We start from the raw sequence: 22,709 nt of genomic DNA, 5'->3' as shown, positions 1-22,709 counted from the left end.
CAAAAAGGATAGGCTGCTTCATTCCTTTTGGTAACCTAGCCGTCATAGCAGTTTCTGCCTTAGACCCGCGGTTTTGCGTCTCCGACTTTCGTAGGATTTGCCTTTGTCATATATGTATTTACATGATAAAAAAGTATTCAATTTGAGTATATATTCATATCAAATCAATTTAACTTTTTCTTCAAATGATTATTTCTGGTAACCACTAGGCAGAATTGGCGATTGAATACACCTTTTGATCTAGGGACATTTAAGTTATACTAATGCTTAAATAAACAAGTTAAAAATGTATTCAATTCGAGTACATAGCAAGTTTAAACTATTTCATTAAGTACTTCAACTGGAAATTACTCAGGGGGTGGGACTGTGCCCAGTCATTTTGGAAGCCGTTTAAAGCAGCTGCGTATGATGCGCGGTTATACTATGGAAGAGCTCGGGAAAAAGGTCGGAGTAGCTAAAACGACCATATCCGGATATGAGCATGGCAAACGTGAGCCGGAGATCAAGGTGATTCATAAACTGGCAACAACATTAGACACAACTGCGGATTATTTATTGGGATTGAGCCAATCCATCGATCGGGTTACGCTGCCCACTTTACCGGGATTGTCGTCTCCAATTGGAAAATTGCATTGGGATGGACATGTCTTAACGGAGGAAGAGCTGGAATCGATTTGCAGTTTATTGGAGACCATTGTCCAGAAACGTTTAGATCAGCAGCATACGAATATACTCGATGAAAAGGCGGCGGATACTTAGTGGACGAAATAGTTGCCTCATTAAAAAATTTTAAGATCACTAAGGAAATTCGCGAGCTGCTCACCTCCATTTCCCGCAATCATTCTAAGGAGCTGAACATAGCTCAAGTACTCCTCGATTGTTTTCAAAAGGATCTGCTTGGCAGCACCGAGTATATCGCCCTTCGTTCCAAAATTTTGATGAACCGATATCTCGCATATGTGCGGCAGCAGTTCCCCGGGTTCACGCATTCCATCTATTTGTATGAACATGAAACGCAGAAGCTGTGGAACAGCTCGGTGCCGGACTTACTTGCGGCATATAACGAATATACCCACGGGTTATGCGTCAAAAACGATGTTTCCGCCGGCTCGGTCAATCCGGATTATATCGATAAGGTTCTGGTTATACATGATGTAGAACGTTCAGATCATTATGTAAACAATAACCATCGGACCGAGCTGCTAAAATCCCAACTTCATGCTTTTTGTGCAATGCCGCTTCTGCACAATAATAACGCTTTCGGCCATCAAGTGATGTTTGCCAATAACAAAAACCCATTTACCGATCAAGACATACAACGTTATCAAGCATTCGGCCCGCTTATCGGGAAGGAGCTTGTCTCGAATAAGGAGGTTATACTGAAACAGATCCAAGCGGACAAGATTACTTGATCTTGTGGAGATCCTCATTAGTTGGTTTTTTTCAAAGAATACAGCATATTTACAACGAGCGGATCGTAATGGATATCGCTCCAACGAAATAACTCTTCAAAAGCTTCTTTAGAGTTCATCGATTTTTTATAAGCTCTCGGTTGGGTCATGGCATCGTAGCTGTCCTCCACACGTAAGATTTTGACCCCTGGACATAACTCGCTGTATTTTAACCCATAATACCCGGAACCATCCAAATTCTCATGATGAAACTGAATCATATCGGAGTTTAAATGTTCATTGATGCCGATTCGCTCCAGTATCTCAACACCGGACCGGCAGTGGTTTTGGATCCTTGTCCATTCTTCCCGGTCGAGCGGTCCTTTTTTGTCCAGCAGACTTTTATCGATGGCAAGCTTTCCGAGATCATGCAGCAATGCGGAACGTATCATCTTCGCTTGCTCCGTCTTATGGATTCCGAGCTTATGAAAAAGCTCCATACATAAACCCGAGACACGAAGCAAATGCTGATAGGTTTCATGATGATGACGCTGTAATTTCCTCAACAAAAATGAACAGATATCTTGTTCAGCGAATTCCAAAATATAATCCATAACCGAATATGACTTTTCTTCTTGTATGAGCATCATCTGTTCCATCCTCCCAAACCTTAACTCCATACGATTGATTATGAATACTCATTTGTGTGCACTAATCCTAATTGCACTTATCCAAAGACATATTACAAATCAGCAGAAGCAGATTCATTGTGTATGAAACATACATCATACGGCTTCGACGTATTAGCTCTTGTTGGACAATTACGTTTCAAGCTCCACATGACGATCGCAGAGACCACTCAAGAACTTAATGAGCGTGGTGTCGCTACTTCGGAGCGAAACTCTCAACGACTGTACGAACGTTATGTTACCTTGCTTCGCTCAAGCGTCACCGAATATGCAAAAGCAGAGCTTACACAGGTTTCAAATGATCACGGTGGAATCATGATCTCAATGGATGGCGTTCAACCTGAGAAAGGAAATGAGACGCTTTATGTCGTTCGGGAAGTGTTCAGTGGAACCATTCTCGTTGCAAAAAGTGTAAAAAGCAGCTCGGCCGAAGAGTTGAAAGAACTCATCCAACCGGTAATTGATCTTGTTGAGCGAAGTCATTAAACTTAACATAAGCTTCTCCGAAAAAGGCGCTTCCGGTGAATCTGTCACTCCTAAGCCGCTGTAGGAAGGGGGAATTAAATCATCTTCCTTCAAGAGCGAAGCGAATGTTTCCATTAGGGATGAAGATAGCTTTATACCTTCGTCCATGTATGCTTTAACATCATCGGATTTTGCTGTTTGTTTAAAGGCGATGAGTAGTTGTTGACCGATTGCATTGCGCTGTTGGTTTAAGCATACAATGGTCTGCAGTGGTCTTTTTTTGCCGAAAATATCGTGAATGAAACTTGTCTCCTGTACAAAATCAATTTGTTTAGGATAAGGAACATACGGTGAGCGGGCAAACAATCCCTTTTGCAACAAACAATCCATTATTCTGTCTGTAAACTGAATAAAGGTGTTGATTCCGCTGATGAAAAACTGGCGAATATCTGCTCTGGAAGATATCGTTACCCAATTCGATAATTATCAATCGCCATTGTCGCCATGTAATAAACGTAATGCGCCATAAACGCATCGGTAAACAATCGCGGCGCGCTTACATTCATATCTTGATTAGTAAACCCCATTGGAACAGGGAGGGAAGTTCTCTTTTTTAAAAATTTCCGTTAAAGTCCGTATACGTTGCTCTTTTGTGTTTAACTTGTCTTTAATGATTGTAGCTATTTCATTGTCTTCAACCGTTGCGGTAAGTGCTTTAAGATACAGCGGTTTAACGTTTTCGAATATATACGTTTTCCAAAGGATGGACATCTCTGAGGAGGTTAAGTCCATCTTCGTTTTGTCTTCCATTAATTTAAACCTCCATCCAAGTGCATTTCGTCTTATTATTCCAAAATATACGTTATACATTCATCATGATTTAACAATCAGTAGGATTGCAAACTCAAATAATTTGATGATATAAGGATAAAATAATTTTAAGTTGCGGATACAAGTCAAATCCTTAGTTAAAACCGGGAGGTGTATCATTTGAAGGAAAAAACCATATTGAAGATAGCTACCGGCATTTCCGTTCTTTTGATACCAACCTTGTATAGAAAACCGTCGGTAAAATATTGGTCGAGTTTGTTTTTGCTTAGCGGCGTTATCAATCACGGCATTAATCGGTATTTGACTAAGAAAAGGTATATCACATACCCAAAACGCTTTGCGCCAAAGGTATTTAAAATTGAATTGGTTTATGATTATTTAATTTGCCCCTACATTTCAATTTGGTTTTGCCAAGCGACATACAAAGCAAATGTCAAAAAAATATTTGGTACATCCTTTTTATTCGCTCTTCCGCAAATGCTGCTTGAGCTTTGGGCGCTTAAGAAAACAAAACTTATCAGGTACCATAACCATTGGACATTGTTGCATACGTTTGTTGCTATTTTGTCTGTAAAATTGCTCTCCAGAGGAATATTGGGTGTAAGCAAAAAAGTCCCTTTTATCAACAAGACATTTTTAAATAATGAAAATCAGATAAAGTGAGCCAAGGCGCCTTCTACAGGGTGCTTTTTCTTTTTGTTAATCTTTGGAATAATATTTCCCAATATGCGCAAATTAATTTTGAGTTGTATATACATCTGACTTTGAGGTGACAATGGCAAATGGATAATGAAATGAAAAAGCAAATGGTTTTAATGATTCGCGCTTTGTATTTTTCCATCCTGGATCAGTGGTCACATATCGATAAAGAACATGGTCTCTCCTCAGCGCAGCAGCATCTTTTGTTTATTTTATCAACAAGTGATATAGCATTAACATTTAGCGATATCAGCAGATTAGGATGCTGGCACTTATCAACGGTCAGTCGGCTGCTGCCACCTTTAGTTAAAGAAAACTTCGTCCGTATTGAAAAGAATAAAACCAAATTCAAGTACGTTTCCCTAACTAGCCGGGGAATGGAGAAACTGATGGCTATTGCAATACAAGTCATGCCGCAAAAAGATTTTTTGTTTAATTCTTCAACTGTTAAACGCGAGGAGATACAAGCGTTCCTCGAAAATGGAATGGCGCTGCTACAGCATTACAAAGGGGAAAATTTTGTATCCTGGTTAACCCAGCCAAGCTCAACTAAATTTCAAATGCACTAGAAGAAAGTGGTGTTTATTTGAGTTCAAGATTTGTCAGTTCACTGGAAAATATCGTGGTGAATTGTAAGTTTTTTCGCTATGGTTTCTTTGTTCTTTTGGTTTTAGTTCCACTTGCAACGAAGGTTACTCATCAAGATATTTCGTCGCTGTACATTCTGACTTTAATATTTTTAGGTCTTGGCTTTTCAGAAATATCAAAGCCAGTCTTATTTCTTCTTTGTACATTTGTTGTATTTGCCCGTTCATTCGTTGATGACGGTATAGAACACATTGAAGCAATGTTGTGCCGTTTAATCTCATTTACGTTAGTTGTTTTTATTTCAGCCACTATGACAAAACACTATCACAAAATAAAAAAGCAAGAAAAAGAACTAACCATTGCACTTGCAAAAGCATTAGACTCAAGGGATTCGTACACGGCAAACCATTCTGAAAATGTAGCGAATTACGCTATTAAGATTGCTAAAGAAATGAATTTGAACGCCACTCAGTGCGAAGATATTAATACCGGTGGTTTGCTGCACGATATCGGGAAAATCGGCGTTCCGGAACATATTTTGATGAAAGCAGATAAACTAACCGCCGAAGAATATGAGTTAATAAAATTACATCCTGTAATTGGTTATGAAACGCTAAAGCATATTTCTGATTTTAAAACAAATGGCATATTGGACATCGTGTTATTTCATCACGAAAGATACGATGGCAAGGGCTATCCAAAGGGCTTAAAGGGAGAGCAAATTCCACTTTTTGCGCGCATTGTTTCCGTTGCAGATTCCTTCGATGCGATGGCTTCAAGACGGCTTTATAGAAATGTCATGGCACTTGACGACATCATGAGTGAAATAGATAAGAACAAGGGCACGCAATTCGATCCACAGATAGTCGAAGTTTTTATTAAGCTTTTGAAGATCGGGGAAATAAAAATCCGATCAGAACAATAAATTCTTTGGAGAGAGGAATATGCTATGGCGATAACCATATGTCTATCTGCAAGCTTGGCGTTTTTTATCTTTTTTATTGTTACAGACAGGCATCTTCATCTATTCGAAATTTTCGTTTGCTGGATGGTTTTCATTTTCATCTACGGGGATATAATGGCAATCTTAACTTTGAATTTAAAATTCATCACTTTAGATACCGATCTTGAAAAGATTTGGTCTTTTTTTTGTATCCGGTTTATGTTAGTTCCTTCGATCGTCGTATGTCTTATTGATCGCTTTGCATCGATTCGTTTTTGGGGTATGAAGATCATTTTATTTTCAATTGCTACAAGCTGTCTGGTAGGCATAGAATATACACTTGATTGGGCGAGCATTCTTCATCATACGCATTGGCATCTATGGTGGTCGTTTATTGTGTGGAGTGCGCTTATTTTAGTTGCTTATGCGCTAACTAGTGTGTTTCGTATTATTTTCAAGAAGGATGTGATACGTTATGATCGAGCTTCCAGTTAGCTTCGATGCCAACGAGTGGTTTATTCTATCATCGCTCATTATAACGTATGGTTTCATGTTATTACTCCCACAGAGGTTTCCAACCACCATCACGATCCTGCTCTTCTTATTTACAACGATTATCGCCAAAATGTTTGATTTAATTTTAGCAACACCGCCATATGATCTTTATGACATCAATGATACACCGGGATATGAGTTATTTGATTTTTTTACGTGGTTTCTTTATCCTCCATTTGGTTATTTTCTGGTTTATCTTTATGACCGATGGCATTTGCGCGGCGTTTCTAAATGGGTTTATATCTTGACTTACTCTCTGTTTTCAGTTGGATTTGAATGGCTTACAGATCAATTTCATGTTTATCAATACAAAGGATGGCATGTGATGTATTCACTCCCCATTTATTTAATCGTTATCTGTCTTACTTTACTGTTTTACCATTTTATTAAATGGTATTTCTTAAAAACGATAAATAAACGCACAATATAACAAACCGCTGCAATCCATCTGCAGCGGTTTGTTATATATAAGATCATAATGCCTTTCAAAAAGTATACGTTTTGAAATACATAAAAAACATTGTTTTGCGAGTTATGAAATATGGCAATATGTTCATCAGCCGTTCTCTTTCATGGCACTAATCTTAGATTTAGCAGTTGCAGCTTTAGTCATTTGGCTTATTGTGGTTATATTTAAATCTTTGAGAGGACGAAGATCATGAACATTCAATTTGATGAACAAGACATCATTGACTCCGTTTGTGTAGCGATTGCAGCAAAAGTAAACCATGGTCGAGTTGAAGGCAGTGAGCCGCACCATGTCAATGAGATAAAATTATTTTTTGAAGAGCACAAAGGATTCTCCGCTCGAGGTAGACTGAATTATCAAGAATTTTTCTTGAATCAGCAGGAATTAATTGATGCTGTAGCTCTTTATCTGTCTGCCTATTATTCGTTTAACGCAGCAAGATTGCTTATTAATTTGTCATGGTGATGAAATTACGAAAATATTTAGTGGTGATATTTCAGTAGAAAGATAAGGTTTACCTTTATATTAACAAAAAACAAAAACCCCACCAGCCGAAGGTGGGGCTCCTTTGAAGAAGGGTTACCCTTTGATATAAGGGTAACCTTAGCATATCCAACTGTTGGGAATGTTACTCTACCGTCTGCCCGCTAACCTTCCGCAGCTCGTTCGCCAGGCGGTGGAACTCATCTCGCGCTTCCTCATTTGGCTGTATATCCGCCATCCACAGGAAGATTCGTTCCCGTGATGTACAACGATGCATCAGAAGCCAGAAAAACAATTGGCCCCCAAATATCGTCCGCTCTGGCCATACGGCCGAGCATCGTTTTGGCATTGTACCGTGCAACGAATTCAGGTATATTTTTATCCGTTTGAAAGCCCCCCGGCGATATACAATTGCATCGGACCTTCTTAGCACCGTAATAGCTGGCAATAAAGCGGGTAAAGTTGATCATGCCGCCCTTATGAAAAAAATAATCTGGTATCAACCCGTTGCTCGAAAGTCCTTCGTATAACCCCGGCTCAGGGCCTACCATCCCTTGAATCGAGCCAATGTTAATAATTGAACCGCCCCCTTGTTCTCCCATCCAATCTCCGATAACTCGAGTCAGCTCAAACAATCCTGTTGCATTAACTGCCATGCTTCGGGCGAAGGCTTCGAGAGGAGCATTGTAATGCGACATAGTCCGAGCAACCGCATTATTTACAAGTACATCGCATTTGCCTGCCAAAGCATCCAGTTTGCCGCGTATAGATGGGATCGCGTCTAGCTGCTCCTGGTCAAATTGGATCGCTCGGACATTCAAACCGAGATTGCGAAATTCGGCTTCAATCCCGCTAAGCCGCGATTCCTCCCGTGAGGTTACAAAGACCTCGCCTCCTGCTTGTGCACACGCAATAGCTATCTGTTTACCATACAGTCCAGCGCCTCCCGTAATTAATACGGTTTTGTTCGTCAAAGAAAAGCTGTTTAAGACATGGGTATTCAAACTTTCCCCTCCTTTCTGAACGTTATGCTTATCTGAGTCCAAATCACAGCGGACACCCTGTTACCAGGCGGTCCAGCCTCCATCAATCATCAGGTTTGCACCGGTCATGTAGCTTGAAGCGTCCGATGCCAGTAAAAGCACCGCTCCAGCTACCTCATACGGCTTACCCGGTCGACCTAGCATCGTTTTTGCAGAGAGTCGCACCAAAAAGTCTTTATTCTCGCTGATGGACAAATTGGGGAAAGGCCCCGGCGATATGCTGTTGCAACGGATATTATGTTTGGCCAAGTGGGCGGCGCAATACTTGGTAAGCTGCACGACGGCCGCTTTACCGGCGCCATAATTAGGTGGATTATTGGCTCCGCTATCCCCGTAAATCGATGGATCCGGCGAAACGACACCATACATGGATGCAAAATTAATAATCGAGCCGCCTCCATTTTGTCTCAAGTACGGGATCGCTTCACGTGTGCAGCGAAAAGCTGTTCCAACCGCACCATCCACGCCTGTATGCCATACTTCGTCGGTCATAAACTCCAGCTCCGCCCCTTGGCCGTACCCGGCTCCGTAGGTAGCGCAGTTGATCAGAACATCTAGCTTGCTGCTCGTCGCCTGATGTAGCTTCAGCATATTGCGGATCGACTCGGTGCTGGACACATCACACACCAGATGCCTCAGCCGCCCCTCTTGAACCCCTTGCTCCAAAGCCGGACTGGCTCGGAACACTTTGTCGGCAACCGTCACCTCCGCGCCAAATTCAAGCAACGCTTCGACTATAGCTGAGCCCAAATAACCAGATCCCCCTGTAATAACTACACTTTTCCCGTGCATAGAGAATAGCTCTGTGTACAATGCCTAGCTCCCCCTTACCTTAGCTTTTAGCGGAACCATAAATCGAGTCAGCAGCTGGGGTTTCCGTACCGCTTGAGATCCCCTTGGCAATCCCGCTTAAATATTGACCGAAGCCAACGACATCTGCACCCACACTAACAAACCGGTAGCCCATGGCCTTCAGTTCGTCGAGATTGGCGGTACTGCCAACCGTGCCAGCGTATTTTCCATGCTTTTGCGCAAGCCGCGCTATCGTTTCACGAGTTTCCTTAATCAGAGGATGATTCCACTCACCGGGAGCGCCGATCCCTTGACTGAAATCTCCCGGTCCGAAGAAAATCAGATCCAAACCTGGCTCGGCGATAATGTCTTCCAGCTCAGAAAGCGGCTCCGGATCCTCGATTTGCAGCACGTTAAATCGCTGCTCGTTCGCCTGATGCATGTAGTCCGTTAAATCCAGATTGCAATAAGCTCCATCTGCATTGCCTCCATCCAGCGGTCTTCTGCCGACCGGATGAAATTTTGTATAATGGATGACCTGTCTGGCATCGGACAAGCTCATAATATGCGGTATCATAATTCCTGCAGCATCCATCTCCAGCGGACGGGTTAGATCGCTATAGCTGCCTCTTGGAACCCTAACGAGTACATCCACATCGTAAGCCTTAGCCGCCCAAATCTGCCGCTCGATTACGGCATAATCGTTCGGGACATGTTCCATATCCGTCCATAGACAGTCCACTCCTGAAAACCTTGCCGCCATCTCCGCGATTCTCGGATCGGCTAGGTTCAGCTTCAGGGCAATCGCCGTCTGTCCGCTGCGCAGCTTTCGCATTACTCGGCTTGGCCTCATCGTATATCGCTGGCTCATAGGAATATTGCCTCGCTTCCAAATAAAAATGGTTGGGCTGTAAAACTTATTCCGTTGCGATCTCCTCTAGCAGGACAACCCTGCCGTTCTCCTCCCGGCTGCGAATGCCCGCGATTAGCATTCGCATCAGTTCCTCCGTTTCGCTAAAAGGAAACGGACGCTCGCCTGTTTGCAAATAACCAACAAATGCCTGCAGCTGAGCTTTAAAAGAATAAAATGTATCCTGCAGTACCGCTGACGCGCTTCCTTTCGTACCGCACAGCTGCAGCTGACCGAATGCGCCATGCATATCGTCCATCGCCGCCACGACGACATCGCCGTGAACCCGATGCTTGAACAAAACAACATTACGTTCCTTGTTTCCACTGTTCTGGGCGGAAATAAATCCAGGTCCTAATATCGGATAAATAGATTCCAGGGCATGAATGCCATACCGCTCCCAGCTTTTAAACGTCGTGACCGTGGAAAACCGAAGCTCACCCAGGTCGTGGATGGAGGCGCGGTACGGCATAAACTCCTTGCAGTAGCGCATACAGCTGGAGGACATGAGTTTGGCTCCGTCACGCACCCAACGGGAAAATTGCATGAGATCGCTTTCGTTATCCGTCAGCGGCTTATCTACAAACACCGGCACACCAGCTTCAATAAAAGGCCGGCAGCGCTCTACATGCTCAGAGCCGATGTCAGTGGTAATCAATACACCGTCCACTTGACCGATTACGTCCTCGGGCCGATTCACCACATGGGGAATCAGCGACGCTTGTGCAACGTGCCTTGCCTCCTCCAGCCGGTCCGTCCAAATATGAGTAATGCGAGCTCCATGGAGTTGCAGCTGTTCCTTGGGTTCCTTTTCCAAATACCGCGGGATGCCCGGATAAGGGCATTGCTCCATCACGTTCGGTTCATACCCGTTAAAGATAGCGCTCCAGGAATATGGGTGCCCATTACCATCCACCATGCCAAGCACCGCAAGATTAATCTGCCTCATACAGCTCCTCCTTTCGAAACAAATGGGCTCAAGCTTTCCAAAGCGCAGGCGTAATAAGCTCTTCCGGTACATCGGCGAATACCCGCTGGATACGCTCCCGCGTCTGTTCTCGCAGCGGTCCTACCTGGAGGAGCTGCAAATTTTCACGAACCTGTTCCTCCGTCTCCGCCCCAATCAGTACACTTGTCACTCCGGTAGTAAAGCGGACATAAGAAAAACAAAATTCGGCAACGGTCAACCCCTCCTGCTCTGCCAGCCGGTGAAGCTCGGCTAGCCAAGGGGCCGCTTCCGCTAGATGCCTGGGAAGCGTCTGTGTATCCATAAGCAATAGCCCCTGCAGATAGGCGCTTCTAGCAAGTACTAGCTTTCCCGAGCTTTGCAGCGTTTTAAGCGCCCCATCTCGAATCAGACGCTGATCCCAAACATTGAGTGGTATTTGTACGATGGAATATAAGTCATCCTCAATGATCTCCCGCAACTCATCCAGCTCACGGTCCACATGCACACCAAGCGACACACCCACCTTGCCGATTCGGCCCTCCTGCACCCGTTCTCGAAGTAACCTTGTGATCTCTGCACCGTATTCCTTCAACATGAGTGGGGTGTGCAGCAGAAGGGCCGGAATGGGACAACGTTTCAGCCGATCCTCTCGTTCCTTAAGCATATCATCAAGCTGCTCCCGCAGTTCTGCCTCGGTTAATCGGGAGTTCCCATGATGTAATCCCCACTTAGTAATAATAAATGGCGCCGAGTCAAATTCCGAAAAATATTGTCCCAATATCTGCTCGGAACTGCCGTAAGTGGGAGCAGTGTCAAAGGAGGTAATTCCTCCTTCGACGGCAGCGTCCAGGATTTTTCGAGAACGAAGTTCATCCGGCTGGCCGGACCGATTCGCAATGCCATATGGTATGCCCAACTGCACCGTTCCCAATGTGATAGGTGAAAAACATGCATTGGGCTTCGGATTATTTACTCCCATGGCTACTTCTCTCCTTTTTTCACTTGCGTCAATCCCAAAAAAAGAAGCATGTAAAACCCGTCAAGACAGTTTGATCAACTGACCGCCGTCTACAACCATACAATGTCCGGTCATATAGCGGGAGTCGTTTGAAGCCAGAAACAAAGCTGCGTCAGCGATTTCGTCCGGCACCCCCGCTCTTCCCATAGGGATTGTATTTAAATATGGTCCGAATGCAGCGGAATTGTCGATGAGCGGCTTCGTTAATCGTGTTTCGATGAAACCAGGACATAACGCATTCACCCGAATGCGATAAGGAGCCAGCTCAAGCGCCATCGACATGGAAAGCAGATTCATGCCTCCCTTGGTGGCATTGTAATGAGCCTGATTGGCTTCCGCTGCCAGTCCGTTGACACTGGACATATTGATGATGGAACCTGGTTTGCCTTGCTTAACGAGCTCTTTTGCCACTGCCTGACCGGTTAGAAAGGTTCCTTTTAGATTGATGTCCATATGCTGATCCCATTCCGACTCTTCCAATTCAAGAAAGGGAGCCGGCTGACAAATACCCGCATTATTCACCAGAACATCCAATGTGCCCCAGCGCTCCAACACCGCACTGACCATACGACGTACATCTGTTGTGAATTGAACATCGCCCTCAATCCATATGGCCTCGCCGCCGGCAGCCTCGATCTCACCAGCTGTCTCTTGCAGCAGACCCCGGCTGCGGCCGGATATGGCCACCTTGGCGCCTTCCTTCGCAAACCGCAAGGCAATCGCCTTGCCGATACCGGTCGACCCGCCAGTAATCAGTGCTATTTGCTGTTTTAGCCTCATACTGAGGTTCCTCCCTGCAGCTTCTGGAATACCCGATCCACAGCGGCGAGCGTTTCGTCAACCTCCCGTAAACCATGTGCGGTCGATACGTACCATAAGCCATTAGGGCGCACGAGGATTCCCTCGTGCAGCAGATACGCTGCAAATTCAGCATAACGGGCTACATCCCTCTGATTAAATGAAGCAAAATCATCCACCTTTAGTTCACGGGTAAACATCATGTGAAAGACAGCTCCAGCCTGGTTGATAATTCCCGCAATGCCGTTCTTAGCGAACAACCCGCGGATTCCTTCAACCAATTGGGATGCGGTTTGCTCCAGACGGCTATATACCGCCCCACCATCTTTGGACAACTCGGAGATTGTAGCCAATGCGGCAGCAGTGGCAATACAGTTGCCATTTAATGTGCCGAGGTGGCTAACCGTTCCGCTGGCTATGAGATCCATGATGTCCTTGCGTCCTACTACAGCGCTGATAGCGATGCCTCCGCCGAGCGCTTTGCCAATGGTAACCAAATCCGGCTTCAGCCCAAATTTCCCGTGAGCTCCGCCTAGACCGAGCCGAAAACCGGTAATCACCTCGTCGAGAATCATGACGATATCCAGTTCTTCTGTTAGCTCTCTCATCCGCTCAAGATAGCCTGGTTTGGGCAAAATGCAGCCAGAGTTACACATGACCGGCTCAGAAATGATTGCGGCGATCTCGCCATGATTTTGCCGTAAAGTGACCTCCAGCGCTTCCGGATCGTTCCATGGAAGCAAGATAATGTCCTCCAAGGCTAACTGGCTCTGGCCTCCTGTTCCCGGCAAAATGAGGTCTGTTGATACGACGGAATCGGACTGTCGCATATCGGAACTTGGGAAGGAAGTAAAGATGGAGTCGGCCCACCCATGATAGTGTCCGTGGAAGCGCACAATTTTCCGTTTGCCCGTATGTGCCCTGGCAAGCCTAAGCGCCAGCATAACGGCTTCCGTGCCGGACCCGCTTATTGCAACCTGCTCCGCACAGGGCAGTAGCTCCGTTAATCTGCGGGCGAGCTCGATTTCCCCGATATGCTGGAGGCCAAAGGTGGTACCGCGTTTTAGCGCTTCATGAATACCGCTTACTATCGCTTGATGACCATGACCAAGCAGCAGCGGCCCGTATCCTAGCAAGTAATCGATGTACTCATGACCGTCAGCATCTTGAAGCCTTGGGCCTGAGCCTTCCGCAGCAAATAGTGGCACCGGCTTCATAGCGCTTCGTAGTGAACTGGCTACGCCCCCTGCCAAAAAGACTTGTGATTCGACGTAGTGTGCGCTCGATTGGTCTAGCGTCCTCATGCACATTCCTCCTCTACGGTCCAAGCCTGGGCTCTGGCGCTAAATCCAAAGGATAGATGGGCCTTCTTACATGCCGATAGTCAAAATGGTGGAGATTCGCGCTGCAACACCCAGGAGAATCCACGTGTATAGCATGTTTGGCAAACTTTCCGAAAGCCGTTTGCCAGGCAATCGCAGATTTGGCTACGATAATTTTGAAGTCCTCCGGCCATAAGCCAGCCGAGATGACATGACCTAAATCCCATGGAGGGACCCGTTTTTCTGTCAAAATCACCGCTAGCTTCCTGCATTGGACAACGGCCGATTTACCCATCTCGGCTTGCTGACCGGTCATATAGGGACCGATGTGTTTGTAATGTCCGTCAAACAGTACGCGGACCACACCTTCCAGAGCAACAGGCTTGCCATGCACCCCATCGGATTTGCCACCTGTTGGCATGGCGAAGTCTCCGCCCACTCCGACCTGATAAGCATGCTTCACTGCTTCCGGATCACAAATAACGACAAGTGCGGGTTGCCCGGTACCAACTAACTCCGCCAGCACGTGCGTAGCATCAGCTGGGGCTCCGCCCCCTACATTATCTGAGCCTTCGGCCAAAATCACTGGTCCATCTGGCCAAGCCAATGCTTCAGCCACTGCTTTCTTCGGCGAGGCATAGACGACATTAAACGATTCCTTGCGTTCCAAGGCCAAACTCACCAATTCCTGAGCATACCGTTCCGCTAGCCTGCGGTCTTCATCTACGGTTACGACAAAGGACATCCCAGCATCAGGGACGTCACTGTAAGGGAACCCCCCAGCTACTGTCACGTTAAGAACCTTCGGATCATCCTCAATGGCAAACGCTCGTTCCATGATCTCCTTCATGCTCGACAGTTCAGTCATCATCCCTTGCGGAACGACGAGCATGCCGGTATGACCGTAAGCGGTTGCGGGTCGGACCTCGCCCCGAATGGTCTTTACCAACAGTTGGACGGCCTCTACTGCGCGCTCATACATGTCAATATGGGGATAGGTATCGTAACCAACAATCACATCCGCTTGCCTTACCATATCTGGGCTAATATTGCCATGCAGGTCAAGTGTCATGGTAATCGGAAAGTAACTGCCAAGCTTATCCCGTAAACGGCGCAAACACTCTCCCTCAAAATCCTGATACTGCTCCGAAACCATCGCACCATGCATAATTAGAAGCAGCCCATCCGTCGTTTCGTCTATGGAGTCAACTAATGCGGCAAGCAAGGTATCCGCTGCTTCCGCACTGACTATACCGCTGGGTGTCGCAGCCGTGTACAAGCCAGGAGCAAGTTGAATGCCCAGATCTGACGCTGCTGTCAGGACGCCGCCCATCGTAGTTCGAGTACCAAAATACCTGTTGGAGAATGCCGCAAGACCCTCCGTCCATTCGCTTTGAAAGCGATCGAGCCCCGAAACACCTGGAGCAAACGTATTCGTTTCATGCACGATACCGGCAACCGCGAGGGTCAAGCGCTTCGGTTCGGTTCCTGTCATGTTACATAACCTCCTTGTAAAGCACACCATAGATCAAGTGCTTCTTTCTTCCGTTTTGCCGAAACCTCAATCGCCACTGCGAACCGAAGGAGCATAAGCAACGGCGTCAATTTCAACGAGGTAAGAACCGATGGAGCAGCCAATGGACGTGCGTGCGGGAAACGGCCGCTTCATAATTTCTTCGTAGGCCTTGTTATAGCCCGGGAAATCCTCAGCTCTTAAAAGATATGCGTTGATTTTCACAACATGGTCCAACGTCAGACCCGCTTCGTTTAAGATCGTCCCTATATTTCGAAGGCATTGTACCGTTTGTTCCTCGATGGTCTCGCCTATCACCTTCCGGGTTTGCGGATCTACGCCTACCTGCCCGGAAACAAAGATGAAATCCCCAGCCCGTAAAGCCTGGGAAAAAGGAAGAGGAAATTCCGGCGCTTCGTTCGTATGCAACTGAATGGACATTTAGTTTCACTCCCTACTCGCAATGTAGACGTTTTTTGGGGTTGAACTACTATGATGCAAACCGCTTGCGCTCTTCGAATGCGCAGTCTACGTTATTTGGCCTCTCGCATCAATGTTGATCATGCACTCAACCACACCCCCGCGCAAACCAACCAACTGGTCATGCAGATTCACAACCGTACAGCAATGATTTGGAATGATGGACAACCGATCGCCGATTCGAAACTTCGTCTTCTCCGGTACCGATAAAATACCATGCTCCTCGCTCAGACGCTCGATGAACACCTGCGGATGCTCTGCGATAAAGCCATATCCGAAGCGGTGTGGACTGGTATCGTTAGTCAATGTTTTTGAGCCGGCGTCAATGATGACCGTGCCCGGCCTCGGCGTACTGACGACGGTCGCCACAATACGCATCGCGCATTCGGCTTCATTGATCATTGCTGGATACAGTTGGGAACCGTCACCAAATACATACGCCCCCGGTCGTATTTCCGTAATTCCTGACCCAGACAGCTGCCCTATAAATTTAGACGTAGGCGTCGAACCGACACTGAGCTCAGTTACTTCAACACCTTTACGCCGCAGCACACGTTGGCTTTCCACAAGCGCTTCCGCTTCAGAGCGGGCGATTGCCAACCAATCCTCCGCACTACCCTTTCCGTAAGCATGACCAGCATGGGTCATGAGCGCAGCCAGCCGAATGCCAGGTAGCTTGGCGATGTGCAACCCGAGCTCTGCTGTCTCCTCTCCCGGCTCTTTTCCGCAACGATCGAGACCGCTATTTACGTCCAGATAAAGCGGAATACGCTGGCCCAGATGCTCTCCCAGCTCCGATAACCCTCGGGCGGCCTCATAGCTATCCACACTGACGGAAAACGTACTCCTTCTCAGCAACTGGCCCAGTCTTTCCAGCTTCTGACGGCCGACTAGAGGAAAAGCGATCAGGATGTCGTCGATTCCCCCCTCCACCATGATTTCGGCTTCACCTAACTTGGCGACCGTAATACCGGAAGCGCCATACTTTAGCTGCTCACCCGCTAACCATATGCTTTTATGAGTTTTCGTATGCGGTCTGAGTCGTACGCCAGCTTTGGTGGCTAGGTCAGCCGTCCGGCGAAGATTTGCATTCAGCCGGTCCAGATCAATAATGACGGCAGGTGTATCAATGGATTCGGGAATCGTTACAAACGGCATCGGATCCCCACCTTTCCTGAGTGGTTATGTTCTAAATTAGCTGGAGTGCAGTATGCAGGTCTTCCAGCAACGTATCGGCCACCTCCAGTCCTACGGACAACCGGATCTGTGTAAAGCCGAAGCCGCGTGCCGTTACTTCCGCTTCCGTTCCCGACATGGCTGCAGCATACAGAATACTTTCAAAACCTCCCCAACTTCCACCGATACTAATATGCCGAAGCGAGTCGATAAAGGACCGTATCCCTGCCTCATTTGCATCCAGGTGAAATGACATCAATCCGCTACACCCGGACATTTGAGATTGCGCTAGCTCGTATTGATGATAGCTTGCCAAGCCCGGATAGTTCACTCGGGTCACCTTATTCTCCTGCTCCAGAAAAGCGGCAATGCGCAGCGCGCTTTGTTCATGCCTTTCCATACGCAGAGCCAATGTACGAACACCCCTCAGCAATTTGGCTGACTCGTATGGGGATAGCACAGCGCCCAACTGGGGCAAATCGGAAATCCAAGTTTTCGGTCCAATCACGACACCGGCAACCAAATCGCTGTGGCCTCCCAAATATTTAGAGGCGGAATGAATGACAGCGTCCGCGCCAAGCTCGAGCGGATTCTGAAATACCGGTGTCGCCCACGTATTATCGATCACTACCTTGATGCCATGTTGTTTGGCAAGCTGGGAAACAGCACGAATCGGTTGCAATTCAAATTGCCAGGAGGTTGGGCTTTCGAGATAAATCAGCCTTGTATTTGGTTGGATGGCCTCCTCAAACTCCTCTAACCATTCACCTGACACAAACGTGGTCTGCACATTGAACTTATGAAAGGTTCGTTTTAAAAAGTCCGAGGTACGGCCGTAGACATTCTTGACGGTAATGACATGACTTCCCGGCTCCAGCACACTTAAAAGTACGGTATAGATCGCCGCTGTTCCAGAGGAAAAGCATTTGGCCGCTTCTCCCTTTTCGAGCGCCGCCAGCACTCGTTCCACCGCTTCGGTTGTCGGATTCCCGTTCTTGCTGTAGCCGTACCGATGCGCACGACCTTCTGCGACCTGCTTCACTGCTTCGTAATCGGGATACCGATAGATCGTATTTTCAAACGTAGGCGGAACGACAGCGCCAAACAAATCCTCACTATGCACATCGATGGAGGTTATTATCTCCTGTACTCGTTTTAAATCAGATCTCACGGTGTTATCACCACCTTTTCGTTAGACCTGTTGTTCCGGTACGAACGATTTATCGCTTCAGCTACATACATCGGATACATCCCGTCCTCGAGCGAGCATATGGGCTTCGCTCCACTTCGGAGTATCTCGACGAGATGCTCCGCCGCGTTCATTATCATACTGGACCTGCTGTTTAGGTCTTGCTCCGTCAACTCCAGAACGAGCTGATTCGTACCTCCCAGCATAGGATGCGTGTCAGTTGTATAGAAACGGATTTCGTCACCACTCTGGCGCATTTCGATTTTTCCCTTCTCCAGAAACAGGTCCATCTCAAAGATCAAATAATCCCGGTCGTCGAATGCTTCGGCATACCCAGGAATCGTCCCGTTCTCCGCCGTGAAGATAAAGGAATACGTCCAGTCCTCTCGATTGTCGAGCCGGGTGGGAACCCGCCGCAGCACTTGAACTGTATCGATCGTTCCAGCGATAAAACGTACAAGATCAAATAAATGGGAGCCATAATTGTAAATTCCTCTTGTATACCGAAGGTGGATCCTGTTCACTTTTCCGTAATGTCCGGATTGTACAGCTTGCCGCATGAGCCCTGCCGCTTCGCTCCATCTCCGGGATAAATTAACTACCACGGTTCGGTTATACTGCTGGGCTAAGGCTACAATGGCTTCCCCTTCTGCAAGACTTGTCGCAACCGGCTTCTCTAGAAAAATCAACTTCACGGGCGACTGCTGAAATACGTTTCGGAGCAGTTCGAGCCTTATCTCCGAGGGTGTGCAAATGCTGATCAGATCCAGCTCATGCTCCTTTAACATAGTATTTAAATCAGTATAAAACTTAGCTTCGGGTGCGATCGATACCAAAGCGTCCCCTTGTTCCAGGCGGACACCTGCCGCCGCGACAAACTCGATGTCCTTGTGTAAGTGATACGCTAATGAATGACTCTGTGGCATCACTTTTCTCGGGATGTCAAACAGCAACCCTATATTACCGAGTCCGATCACAGCTGCGCGATACATGGTACGCCCCCTTGGTTACCAATTGGTCCAGCCGCCATCCACAATCAGATTTTGCCCTGTGACATATCGGGAAGCCTCTGAAGCGAGAAACACCGTTGGTCCTTTGATGTCGTCCTCCTCGGCGAACCGGCCCATAGGTGTCAGTTTGCGATAATTGTCAGCGAATTGCGCCTTGCTCTCATCCTGCAGCAGCCCTGGATTATACCCGCCAGGGCTTATACAGTTGGCTCGAATGTGATAACCAGCATAGTAATTGGCCACCCATTTGGTAAAGCCGATCATTCCCCACTTGGTGTAGGTATATTCGATTCCGCTCGACATCCCGGTGTCGCCATATACGGGAAAATGCGGCCCAACCACGCCCTGGATCGATGCGATATTAATAATGGATCCATGTCGCTGCCTGCACATGTGCCCAACGACGGCCTTCGTCATCAGCATCAGCCCCGTACCGTTCACCCGCTCAGCGTCCTCCCAGCCCTCCGAAGTCGTTTCGTCCAGATTCGCAAGGCCTGTTCTCGAGACAGCGTTATTAACAAGCGTATCGATTCGGCCGAATTCCTCGACCACCTCCTCAGTCAAACGGTGAATACTTGCCTCGCTCCCCAGATCTAGCTGTTTGGCGACCACCTGCAACCCCTCACCTTTGAGTTTGTCGGCGGCAGCCCCGCAGCCTTCCAGCCCGCGCGAGGCCATCACGACCTGAGCCCCCGCTTCAGCCAGCGCGCGAACGATCAGCAGGCCGTACAGCCCCGCGCCACCGGTTACGACGGCAACCCGACCATCCAAACGAAACAAGTTCATCGTATGCATAGCAGGTGTCCTCCTTAGTTGTACCCGATTTGAACCCACCGTTTTTCCTTTAAGGAGATAATCGCCGCCTCCGCTGCAGCTATGGATGAGCGTGCTGCCCTGCCATCAAACAGCGATTTTAGGTACCCAGGAATCGGGCAGCCAAGGAGACAATCACGAAAAGTCGTCATTTCCGCTTCCATTACACCCTTCAGAAAAGATGCGATTTCCGAATTATGTTTGCCGTAGGCGATCCCTCCGTCCATTCCTCGGTAAAAGCTCGCCCGCTCCTCGTCCTCTGTTTCTGTACGGTGTAGTAAATGCTCGGATTCCTGACCGTCTTTCCTCAAATAAATCTTCGACCTTTTAAAATCGATTCGGATTGCACCTTTGGTTCCATTGATCTTGACAAAATGCTCGCCCCAGTGGAAGCCCGAGCCATACTGCATTGTCCCTACTGCTCCACCTTGGAATTCCAAGGTCAGCATCAGCACATCCTCTTCGTTGCCGTAGCCATCCCCCTGATGAGTCAAATTGCCGCCCGCCGTACAAATGGCTATCGCTGGTCCCATAATCGTTTGCAGAAAATCCAGTTCATGAATATGGTGAAATAAATGGCCCCCGGAGGTTTCAACGTTCTTTTTCCAACTGACCACCGCTTGCGGTGACTCCCAACCGGTCCTCTCTGAATGGATGGCCACGGGCTTGCCGATGACACCTTCATCCACCCATCGGCGCACTTGAAGCAGGCCGTCTATAAAGTAATAGCTATGTCCGACCATCATCTGAACATGGGCCTTCTCACAAGCCCGCACCATGTCCGTACAATCAATAAGGGAAAGTGCCGTCGGCTTTTCACAAAAGACATGCTTTCCTGCTTGGGCCGCTAAGATGACTGGATCGCGATGAAGATGACTGGGCGTAGCAACGATCACAGCATCAATGTCGCTGCTGTTCATCATGTCTTCCAGCGCTAAGACTTGACGGCAGCCAAGCTCCTCCGCCAGTTTCCCCGCCCTTGTACCACCATACACAAGCTTCACTTCGCTGTGCGGGAGTCCCGACAATACTTTGGCGAGCCCTCCGCCGAAATATCCGCTGCCCACAATCCCAAATCGGACGTTTTCCATCATGACCGTTCTCCTTATCGACTACTGGCCCGAATTAGCTAATGTCGTACTTTAAAGGATTCAAGCAAGACACTTCCTTAAACCTCCAGTATGCCTTTATATCTTCGCCATGTGGGAAAAAGATGGAGTACACCTTGGCATTGGACGCACGAAGCTTAAGCCGAATCACTTGATGTGTGAAGCTAGAAATGTCTGGATTTCCCTTCCACTCAACCCTAGCTGCCGTGCTATCTCCGGTAAACGGAATGTGATCGTCAAAAGAAAACCCCTTTAGTGCTCTTCCTTCCGTATCACAAATCTCCACCTTAACCACTCCACTGGCGGCGGCTGCATTTAGATATAGATCTCCATGTTCTATTGCAAAGGGCCGCGTCAACAACTCGCATTCATCCTGATCGGCTTGTAAATAGACAAAGGCGTCCGGCCGCAACTCCGCTAACCCTATGCATTCCTTATCGATCTCGTCGTATGGAATGCGACTGAAACCGGAATGGTCAAACGGCACAGCCGAATAATACAGCTTCATGGCATCTGGACGATAAATGATGGTGGAAGACGGCATGATACAAGTGGAGTCCCACTCTCCCTCCACGCCCAGGGAGATCACCTTTTCCCCCTGCTTGCACCTATGCCAGCCAAATCCGTCACGACTGTAGGCCAACTGAACATCCATGGTACCGGCCATCTTATTGAAGTTCGGATCGGTAATGAAATCGTACGTGTCATACATGGATATCAGGCCGATCGTAAGCGGACCATATGGGGTCATCTGCATCCCGTAAAACTGCGTAAAGCAGGAATCGATTTGATCCGGCTCCAAGGCCAGTACTGGCTTTGTCCAATGCAGCAGGTCTTGACTTTCAGCCACCCAGACACGTCGGTCGGGACAGCGCATGCGAAAGGACAGGCGGTACGCCCCGGATGCCGGATCGCGATAAAATCCAGTGTGACAGTCGCTTTCGACCTCCAGCACGGGCTTATCGAACATCGGCTTCCAATGGATGCCGTCGGGGGAAGCGTAAATAAAGATGCTGCAGTGCTTCGTATAGGGTGACATGGCCAGCTTAAAACGCTGCTTGGGGTTCGGCTCCTCGGAATCGAGAATTACAGACGGGCCGTGCGTTCTCTCTTCATTATCCAGCACGATGTTCGTGCCAGGTACGACGTCCAGCTGTGGTTTGATAAAGTGAATGCCATCCGACGAATACGCATAATTCAGGTAGGAATAGGCCTTCGGATCGGACTCTCCGATTGCAGCGCCATAGAAATGTGAGGAATACCAGGTTTTGTACAGCTGTTCGTCTTCATCATATAAAGCGGTTCCGTAATAATGCGCCCTTTTAAATTCGTTGGGTAACTCAGGGGTGAGGACCGGATTGCCGCTATATTTCTGCGCTTGGCCCAGTTTTCGTTCGAAGCCCCGGATATATTCGTAGGTGCGGTTATCGAAAAAGGTGAATTTCACATTACGGCTCGTAGCCTCCATAGGATC

26 protein-coding genes, 1 pseudogene and 1 riboswitch are annotated in these 22,709 nt (G+C 47.6%); of the genes and pseudogenes, 8 read left to right on the top strand and 19 right to left on the bottom strand.

Annotated elements, in window-relative coordinates:
* Positions 1-26 precede the first annotated feature (26 nt).
* A riboswitch (cyclic di-GMP riboswitch) is annotated at positions 27-112 on the bottom strand.
* A gap of 254 nt (positions 113-366) precedes the next feature.
* Both FPZ49_RS20825 and FPZ49_RS20820 read left to right on the top strand, forming a co-directional pair.
* Positions 367-759, top strand: coding sequence for a helix-turn-helix domain-containing protein (locus FPZ49_RS20825; protein ID WP_144850531.1), 393 nt, complete (start codon positions 367-369; stop codon positions 757-759).
* Positions 759-1,412, top strand: coding sequence for a GAF domain-containing protein (locus FPZ49_RS20820; RefSeq protein ID WP_144850529.1), 654 nt, complete (start codon positions 759-761; stop codon positions 1,410-1,412). Before FPZ49_RS20825 ends, FPZ49_RS20820 begins: the two co-directional genes overlap by 1 nt.
* Before the next feature lie 17 nt (positions 1,413-1,429).
* On the opposite strand, the gene FPZ49_RS20815 is transcribed toward FPZ49_RS20820, so the two are convergent.
* Positions 1,430-2,041 (bottom strand): HD-GYP domain-containing protein, encoded by a 612-nt coding sequence (locus FPZ49_RS20815; RefSeq protein WP_186445963.1) that lies wholly within the window; start codon positions 2,039-2,041, stop codon positions 1,430-1,432.
* 123 nt (positions 2,042-2,164) lie between these two features.
* Between FPZ49_RS20815 and FPZ49_RS36925 the strand changes: the two genes are divergently transcribed.
* Positions 2,165-2,566: a hypothetical protein gene (locus FPZ49_RS36925; RefSeq protein ID WP_261381516.1), complete on the top strand. Its 402-nt coding sequence runs from the start codon at positions 2,165-2,167 to the stop codon at positions 2,564-2,566.
* Between the two features lie 39 nt (positions 2,567-2,605).
* Here the strand turns inward: FPZ49_RS36925 and FPZ49_RS37530 are convergent.
* From FPZ49_RS37530 to FPZ49_RS20800, 3 genes and pseudogenes are all read right to left on the bottom strand, one after another.
* A pseudogene (locus FPZ49_RS37530) lies at positions 2,606-2,935 on the bottom strand (DUF3231 family protein); the annotation flags it as partial.
* Positions 2,936-3,012: 77 nt separating this feature from the next.
* The gene (locus tag FPZ49_RS37525) at positions 3,013-3,111 is read right to left on the bottom strand and encodes a hypothetical protein (RefSeq protein WP_186445962.1); all 99 of its coding nucleotides are present in this window, start codon (positions 3,109-3,111) and stop codon (positions 3,013-3,015) included.
* 7 nt (positions 3,112-3,118) lie between these two features.
* Complete coding sequence (locus tag FPZ49_RS20800) at positions 3,119-3,355, bottom strand: DUF3231 family protein (RefSeq protein ID WP_186445961.1); 237 nt, start codon at positions 3,353-3,355, stop codon at positions 3,119-3,121.
* Positions 3,356-3,535: 180 nt separating this feature from the next.
* On the opposite strand from FPZ49_RS20800, the gene FPZ49_RS20795 reads away from it, so the two are divergent.
* The 5 genes from FPZ49_RS20795 to FPZ49_RS20775 all read left to right on the top strand — a co-directional run bounded on the left by FPZ49_RS20795 (position 3,536) and on the right by FPZ49_RS20775 (position 7,095).
* Complete coding sequence (locus FPZ49_RS20795; protein WP_144850519.1) at positions 3,536-4,039, top strand: CBO0543 family protein; 504 nt, start codon at positions 3,536-3,538, stop codon at positions 4,037-4,039.
* Positions 4,040-4,158: 119 nt separating this feature from the next.
* The gene (locus tag FPZ49_RS20790; protein ID WP_144850517.1) at positions 4,159-4,644 is read left to right on the top strand and encodes a MarR family winged helix-turn-helix transcriptional regulator; all 486 of its coding nucleotides are present in this window, start codon (positions 4,159-4,161) and stop codon (positions 4,642-4,644) included.
* A gap of 17 nt (positions 4,645-4,661) precedes the next feature.
* Positions 4,662-5,588, top strand: coding sequence for an HD-GYP domain-containing protein (locus FPZ49_RS20785; protein ID WP_261381515.1), 927 nt, complete (start codon positions 4,662-4,664; stop codon positions 5,586-5,588).
* A gap of 493 nt (positions 5,589-6,081) precedes the next feature.
* Positions 6,082-6,591, top strand: a complete 510-nt coding sequence (locus FPZ49_RS20780; protein ID WP_144850515.1) for a hypothetical protein — start codon at positions 6,082-6,084, stop codon at positions 6,589-6,591.
* 228 nt (positions 6,592-6,819) lie between these two features.
* Positions 6,820-7,095 (top strand): DUF2653 family protein, encoded by a 276-nt coding sequence (locus tag FPZ49_RS20775; protein ID WP_144850513.1) that lies wholly within the window; start codon positions 6,820-6,822, stop codon positions 7,093-7,095.
* A 233-nt stretch (positions 7,096-7,328) separates the two neighbouring features.
* On the opposite strand, the gene FPZ49_RS20765 is transcribed toward FPZ49_RS20775, so the two are convergent.
* The 15 genes from FPZ49_RS20765 to FPZ49_RS20695 form a co-directional block, all read right to left on the bottom strand.
* A complete protein-coding gene (locus FPZ49_RS20765) occupies positions 7,329-8,117 on the bottom strand; it encodes an SDR family NAD(P)-dependent oxidoreductase (protein WP_144850511.1) in 789 nt (262 codons plus the stop codon).
* 60 nt (positions 8,118-8,177) lie between these two features.
* A complete protein-coding gene (locus FPZ49_RS20760) occupies positions 8,178-8,948 on the bottom strand; it encodes an SDR family oxidoreductase (RefSeq protein WP_144850581.1) in 771 nt (256 codons plus the stop codon).
* A gap of 40 nt (positions 8,949-8,988) precedes the next feature.
* Positions 8,989-9,819, bottom strand: a complete 831-nt coding sequence (locus tag FPZ49_RS20755) for an HpcH/HpaI aldolase family protein (protein WP_144850509.1) — start codon at positions 9,817-9,819, stop codon at positions 8,989-8,991.
* A gap of 46 nt (positions 9,820-9,865) precedes the next feature.
* Complete coding sequence (locus FPZ49_RS20750; RefSeq protein WP_144850507.1) at positions 9,866-10,807, bottom strand: Gfo/Idh/MocA family oxidoreductase; 942 nt, start codon at positions 10,805-10,807, stop codon at positions 9,866-9,868.
* Between the two features lie 28 nt (positions 10,808-10,835).
* Complete coding sequence (locus FPZ49_RS20745) at positions 10,836-11,786, bottom strand: aldo/keto reductase (RefSeq protein WP_144850505.1); 951 nt, start codon at positions 11,784-11,786, stop codon at positions 10,836-10,838.
* 60 nt (positions 11,787-11,846) lie between these two features.
* Entirely contained in the window at positions 11,847-12,605 is a 759-nt protein-coding gene (locus FPZ49_RS20740; protein ID WP_144850503.1) for an SDR family NAD(P)-dependent oxidoreductase, read from the bottom strand.
* Entirely contained in the window at positions 12,602-13,927 is a 1,326-nt protein-coding gene (locus tag FPZ49_RS20735) for an aspartate aminotransferase family protein (RefSeq protein ID WP_144850501.1), read from the bottom strand. The genes FPZ49_RS20740 and FPZ49_RS20735 overlap by 4 nt, the downstream gene beginning before the upstream one ends.
* 13 nt (positions 13,928-13,940) lie before the next feature.
* Positions 13,941-15,440, bottom strand: coding sequence for a M81 family metallopeptidase (locus tag FPZ49_RS20730; protein ID WP_261381514.1), 1,500 nt, complete (start codon positions 15,438-15,440; stop codon positions 13,941-13,943).
* A 66-nt stretch (positions 15,441-15,506) separates the two neighbouring features.
* Complete coding sequence (locus tag FPZ49_RS20725; protein WP_144850499.1) at positions 15,507-15,899, bottom strand: RidA family protein; 393 nt, start codon at positions 15,897-15,899, stop codon at positions 15,507-15,509.
* An 87-nt stretch (positions 15,900-15,986) separates the two neighbouring features.
* Positions 15,987-17,096, bottom strand: a complete 1,110-nt coding sequence (locus FPZ49_RS20720) for an alanine racemase (RefSeq protein WP_144850496.1) — start codon at positions 17,094-17,096, stop codon at positions 15,987-15,989.
* A gap of 31 nt (positions 17,097-17,127) precedes the next feature.
* Positions 17,128-18,285 carry a trans-sulfuration enzyme family protein gene (locus tag FPZ49_RS20715; protein ID WP_144850494.1) on the bottom strand — a complete coding sequence of 386 codons (1,158 nt, stop codon included), beginning with the start codon at positions 18,283-18,285 and terminating at the stop codon, positions 17,128-17,130.
* Positions 18,282-19,295 (bottom strand): Gfo/Idh/MocA family protein, encoded by a 1,014-nt coding sequence (locus FPZ49_RS20710; RefSeq protein WP_144850493.1) that lies wholly within the window; start codon positions 19,293-19,295, stop codon positions 18,282-18,284. The genes FPZ49_RS20715 and FPZ49_RS20710 overlap by 4 nt, the downstream gene beginning before the upstream one ends.
* 15 nt (positions 19,296-19,310) lie before the next feature.
* Positions 19,311-20,108 carry an SDR family oxidoreductase gene (locus tag FPZ49_RS20705; RefSeq protein ID WP_222429936.1) on the bottom strand — a complete coding sequence of 266 codons (798 nt, stop codon included), beginning with the start codon at positions 20,106-20,108 and terminating at the stop codon, positions 19,311-19,313.
* A gap of 14 nt (positions 20,109-20,122) precedes the next feature.
* A complete protein-coding gene (locus FPZ49_RS20700; protein ID WP_144850491.1) occupies positions 20,123-21,220 on the bottom strand; it encodes a Gfo/Idh/MocA family protein in 1,098 nt (365 codons plus the stop codon).
* Positions 21,221-21,251: 31 nt separating this feature from the next.
* Positions 21,252-22,703 carry a hypothetical protein gene (locus FPZ49_RS20695; RefSeq protein ID WP_144850489.1) on the bottom strand — a complete coding sequence of 484 codons (1,452 nt, stop codon included), beginning with the start codon at positions 22,701-22,703 and terminating at the stop codon, positions 21,252-21,254.
* Between the last annotated feature and the right edge of the window lie 6 nt (positions 22,704-22,709).

The sequence above is a fragment of the Paenibacillus cremeus genome (assembly GCF_007786445.1).
Lineage (GTDB): Bacteria > Bacillota > Bacilli > Paenibacillales > NBRC-103111 > Paenibacillus_G > Paenibacillus_G cremeus.
This window is presented reverse-complemented; position numbering and strand designations above follow the sequence as displayed.